General features: G+C 61.0%; 1 protein-coding gene and 1 pseudogene. One reads left to right on the top strand and one right to left on the bottom strand.

What is annotated here, in order from left to right; translation table 11 throughout:
• Nucleotides 1-2842: cadherin-like beta sandwich domain-containing protein (locus E8Q41_RS25770; protein ID WP_205910413.1), on the bottom strand; the 2842-nt coding region annotated here is incomplete at its 3' end.
• 945 nt (nucleotides 2843-3787) lie between these two features.
• Here E8Q41_RS25770 and E8Q41_RS26020 point away from each other — a divergent pair.
• Nucleotides 3788-4495: pseudogene (locus tag E8Q41_RS26020) on the top strand (transposase); the annotation flags it as partial.
• Nucleotides 4496-4664: the final 169 nt, after the last annotated feature.

The following is a 4664-nucleotide window of genomic DNA, read 5'->3' as shown; positions in this document are numbered from 1 at the left end:
CGCTCGAGAAGCTCGGCGAGAGCGATCCGGACGACAGCGACAGGCTGGTCAGCGTCGCATCGCTGGAGTCCGCTTCAGCCCGCGTCACCGTCACCGTATAGGTCTCGGTCGTCACGCCGTCTTCGGCGGTGACCACGACGGTGATCGTATTGTCGCCGACGTCGAGGCTGAGATTGCCGGAGGCCGAGCCGGAGGCGACGGTCGTGCTGTTGACCGTCACCGTGGCGCCGGCGTCGCTGACGGTGGGCGTCACCTTGATCGAGCTGACATCGTTGTCGACCGACACAGTATAGCTGTTGATGCCGCTTGAGAAGCTCGGCGAGAGCGATCCGGAGGACAGCGACAGGCTGGTCAGCGTGGCGTCGGTGGAGTCGGCTTCAGCCCGGGTGACGGTGACCGTATAGGTCTCGGTCGTCACGCCGTCTTCGGCGGTGACCTCGACGGTGATCGTGTTGTCGCCGACGTCGAGGCTGAGATTGCCCGAGGCCGAGCCGGAGGCGACGGTCGTGCTGTTGACTGTCACCGTCGCATTGGCGTCGCTGACGGTGGGCGTGACGGTCAGCGAGGTCACGGCATTGGCGACCGAGGCCGTATAGCTGTTGATGCCGCTTGAGAAGCTGGGCGACAGCGTTCCGGAGGACAGCGACAGGCTGGTCAGCGTGGCGTCGGTGGAGTCCGCTTCAGCCCGCGTCACCGTCACCGTAAAGGTCTCGGTCGTCACGCCGTCTTCGGCGGTGACTTCGACGGTGATCGTGTTGTCGCCCACGTCGAGGCTGAGATTGCCCGAGGCCGCGCCCGATGCGACGGTCGTGCTGTTGACTGTCACCGTCGCATTGGCGTCGCTGACGGTGGGTGTCACCTTGATCGAGCTGACATCATTGTCGACAGAGGCCGTATAGCTGTGGATGGCGCTTGAGAAGCTGGGCGAGAGCGATCCAGACGACAGCGACAGGCTGGTCAGCGTCGCGTCGGTGGAGTCCGCTTCAGCCCGGGTGACAGTGACCGTGTAAGTCTTGGTCGTCACGCCGTCTTCGGCGGTGACTTCGACGGTGATCGTATTGTCGCCGACGTCGAGGCTGAGATTGCCGGAGGCCGAGCCCGATGTGACGGTCGAGCCGTTGACCGTCACCGTGGCGCCGGCGTCGCTGACGGTGGGCGTAACGGTCAGCGAGGTCACGGCATTGGCGACCGAGGCCGTATAGCTGGTCGTGCCGCTCGCAAAGCTGGGCGACAGGGTTCCTGAGGACAGTGCGAGATTGGCCAACTCCGCATCCGTGGAAGCCGCCCGCGTCACGGTCACCGTATAGGTCTTGGTCGTGGTCCCATCCTGCGCCGTCACCACGGTTGTGATCGTGTTGGCTCCGACAACGAGGTTGAAAGCGCCGGACGCAGAGCCCGATGTGACGGTCGAGCCGTTGACCGTCACCGTGGCGTTGGCGTCGCTGACGGTGGGCGTGACGGTCAGCGAGGTTACGGCATTGGCGACCGAGGCCGTATAGCTGGTCGTGCCGCTCGCAAAGGTGGGCGACAGGGTTCCTGAGGACAGTGCGAGATTGGCCAGTTCCGCATCCGTGGAAGCCGCCCGCGTCACAGTCAACGTATAGGTCTTGGTCGTGGTCCCGTCCTGCGCCGTCACAACGGTTGTGATCGTGTTATCGCCGACAACGAGGTTGAAAGCGCCGGACGCAGAGCCCGATGCGACGGTCGAGCCGTTCACCGTCACCGTGGCGTTGGCGTCGCTGACGGTGGGCGTGACGGTCAGCGAGGTCACGGCATTGGCGACCGAGGCCGTATAGCTGGTCGTGCCACTCGCAAAGGTGGGCGACAGGGTTCCTGAGGACAGTGCGAGATTGGCCAGTTCCGCATCCGTGGAAGCCGCCCGCGTCACCGTCACCGTATAGGTCTTGGTCGTGGTCCCATCCTGCGCCGTCACCACGGTTGTGATCGTGTTGGCTCCAACGTCGAGGCTGAGAGCGCCGGAGGCCGAGCCGGAAGCGACGGTCGCGCCGTTGACCGTCACCGTGGCGTTGGCGTCGCTGACGGTGGGCGTGACGGTCAGCGAGGTTACGGCATTGGCGACCGAGGCCGTATAGCTGGTCGTGCCGCTCGCAAAGGTGGGCGACAGGGTTCCTGAGGACAGTGCGAGATTGGCCAGTTCCGCATCCGTGGAAGCCGCCCGCGTCACCGTCACCGTATAGGTCTTGGTCGTGGTCCCATCCTGCGCCGTCACCACGGTTGTGATCGTGTTGGCTCCAACGTCGAGGCTGAGAGCGCCGGAGGCCGAGCCCGATGTGACGGTCGAGCCGTTGATCGTCACCGTGGCGTTGGCGTCGCTGACGACGGGGGTCACCTTAATCAAGTTGACATCGTTGGCGACCGAGGCCGTATAGCTGGTCGTGCCGCTGGCGAAACTCGGCGACAGCGTGCCGGAAGACAATGACAAACTGGACAGAGTCGCATCCGCAGACCCCGCCCGGGTGACGGTGATCGTGTAAGTCTTTTTCGTCGAGCCGTCTTCGGCCGTGACTTCGACATCAATGTCGTTGTCGCCGACGGCGAGGTTGATACTGTCCGAGGCCGCGCCCGATGTCACTGCGGCGCCCTCCACCTTCACCGTGGCGTTGGCGTCATTGACGGTGGGCGTCACTTTGATCGTGCTGACGGCATTGTCAACCGAGGCCGTATAGCTGGTGGTGGCGCTCGCAAAGTCGGGCGACAGCGTTCCTGAGGAGAGCGCGAGGTTGGAAAGATTGGCATCGGTCGAGGATGCGGACGGTTCGGCACAGGTAACCGTGAGAGTGCCTGTCGCGCCAGCGTTCCCCAGACCAGAGGTTAGCAACATAATCTGAAACCAGGATCCGGCAGCTGAAACTTGGTAGCTTCCAGAAACGTTTCTGGCTTCGCTCCACGGGGGCGTGCCATCCATGTATGACGCGCCATCGACATTAACACTGTAATCGTAGTTACCAACGTAGAATGAGACGTAGTTTTTGGCGTCAACAATTCCAGAGCTCGTAAATGCCCATGAAATCACCTCGTTCTCGTTCAATCCGTTAAACACAGGGCCTGAATTATCTTCGACAGTGTCTAAGTGCACCCCATAATAGGGTGAATTCGTATTTTCGGAACCATATGTCACGCCGCTGCCCCAGTCGGTGTTGATGTTCTTACAGGCGTCAGACATGGCCGCCTCTGAGCGGGTGGCGGTCAAAAGCATTCCCGCCACGACGAGGAACATCAACAGGAAGAGCCGCGACACGTGGCGCAGACAGGCGGCTGCAAGGGCGCCGACCAGGGAACGGATCCGGTTGAAATGCCGATGCGCGCCGGATGACGCCAATGCCTTCGCGGAAACATCGCCAACAATCGACATTTGGCCGGGCGTTTCTCTCTGCATACCATTCCCTCTCGGCGCGACGTCATGGCGTCACGCAAATATCCGCGTCCCGATGCCTGAACTCCGTATCCGCTGCTCCCTTTCTTGCCGCGATCGCCAGAACAGGCGAGTTGGCGACCAAAAGGAGGGGCGTCAGACAATGAATAGAAATAGATTACCCATATTGATTCTTTTTGACACAGCCAGATCATCCATGCAATTGATTTGCAAGCCCTTTGCACAGCCGAATTCGGCGCAAATCATGCCGGGATGAGAAAGCGGACTATAAAATTATAGCTTCATAATGAAGGTAGATAAACATAGATCGCTCCGTCCTTTAAACGGCAGAGAAACGACTATGCTTCAATTTTCGAGCCAATTCATATTTGGATCTTTGCAGAGGCGCTCCGCGGTGTGGTCTATACGGATGCGCCAGGCCATCCGCCGCTGCCGAGCCGGCTGATGGCGGGACTGGCGATCCTCACATCGATGCATGACCTGTCGGGCGAAGCGCTTTGCGATCGCTGGATGGGCCACCCCCATTGTAAGCTGTTCCGCGGCGAGGAATTCTTCCGCCACGACCGGCTGTTCGACCGCTCCTCGATGACGACGCTAGCGGCAGAGGATGGGCGAGGACAAGCTCAACGTGCTCTTGGAAGAAAACCTGGCGTTGGCGGTGCGCACGCAGGCGGTCAAGCCCGCCAACTTCACCAAGGCGATCGTCGACACCAACGCGCAGCCGAAGGCGGCCACCTATCCGACCGACGCCAAACTGACGCATCGCGCCCACGAGCGGCTGTTCAGGCTGGCGCGAAAGCTCCGTGTCGAACTTAGGCAATCCTGTGCGCGGGTCGGCGAACACGCGCTGATCAAACGCCAGCGCTATGCGCATGCCAAGCAGTTCAAGCGAGCTGGCAAGGCCCTGAGAACATTAAGAACCTACCTGGGAAGGGTGATCCGCGACATCGTCCGCAAGGCCAAGGGCGATCCTGAACTGATGCTGGGGAGACGCGTCCATGCAGGCAACTGCAATCTCAATCGCTTCAAAGGCGTGGCCCCAGACGCCGATCCCAGGGCTTCTCGCTGCATGCGCCCGAAGTGGTATGCATTGGGAAGGGGTGAGAGGCGACGACAGAGTCGGCGAAAAGCTCCAAACCGGGATCGCGTGGATAGAAATACTTCAAATGCGATCAGGCTTCTCTCGAGTTGGACTTGCATCGGAAAAGTGGAGAGGTTTTCTTGAGTTGAAAGGAAACCGGAATGCCGAAGCAGAAGAATTTTACCAAAG

Source organism: Rhizobium sp. FKL33 (genome assembly GCF_005222915.1).
In the GTDB taxonomy this organism is placed as follows: Bacteria; Pseudomonadota; Alphaproteobacteria; order Rhizobiales; family Rhizobiaceae; genus Rhizobium_E.
Note: the sequence above shows the minus strand (reverse complement) of the source record. Positions and strands in the feature narration are given on the sequence as shown.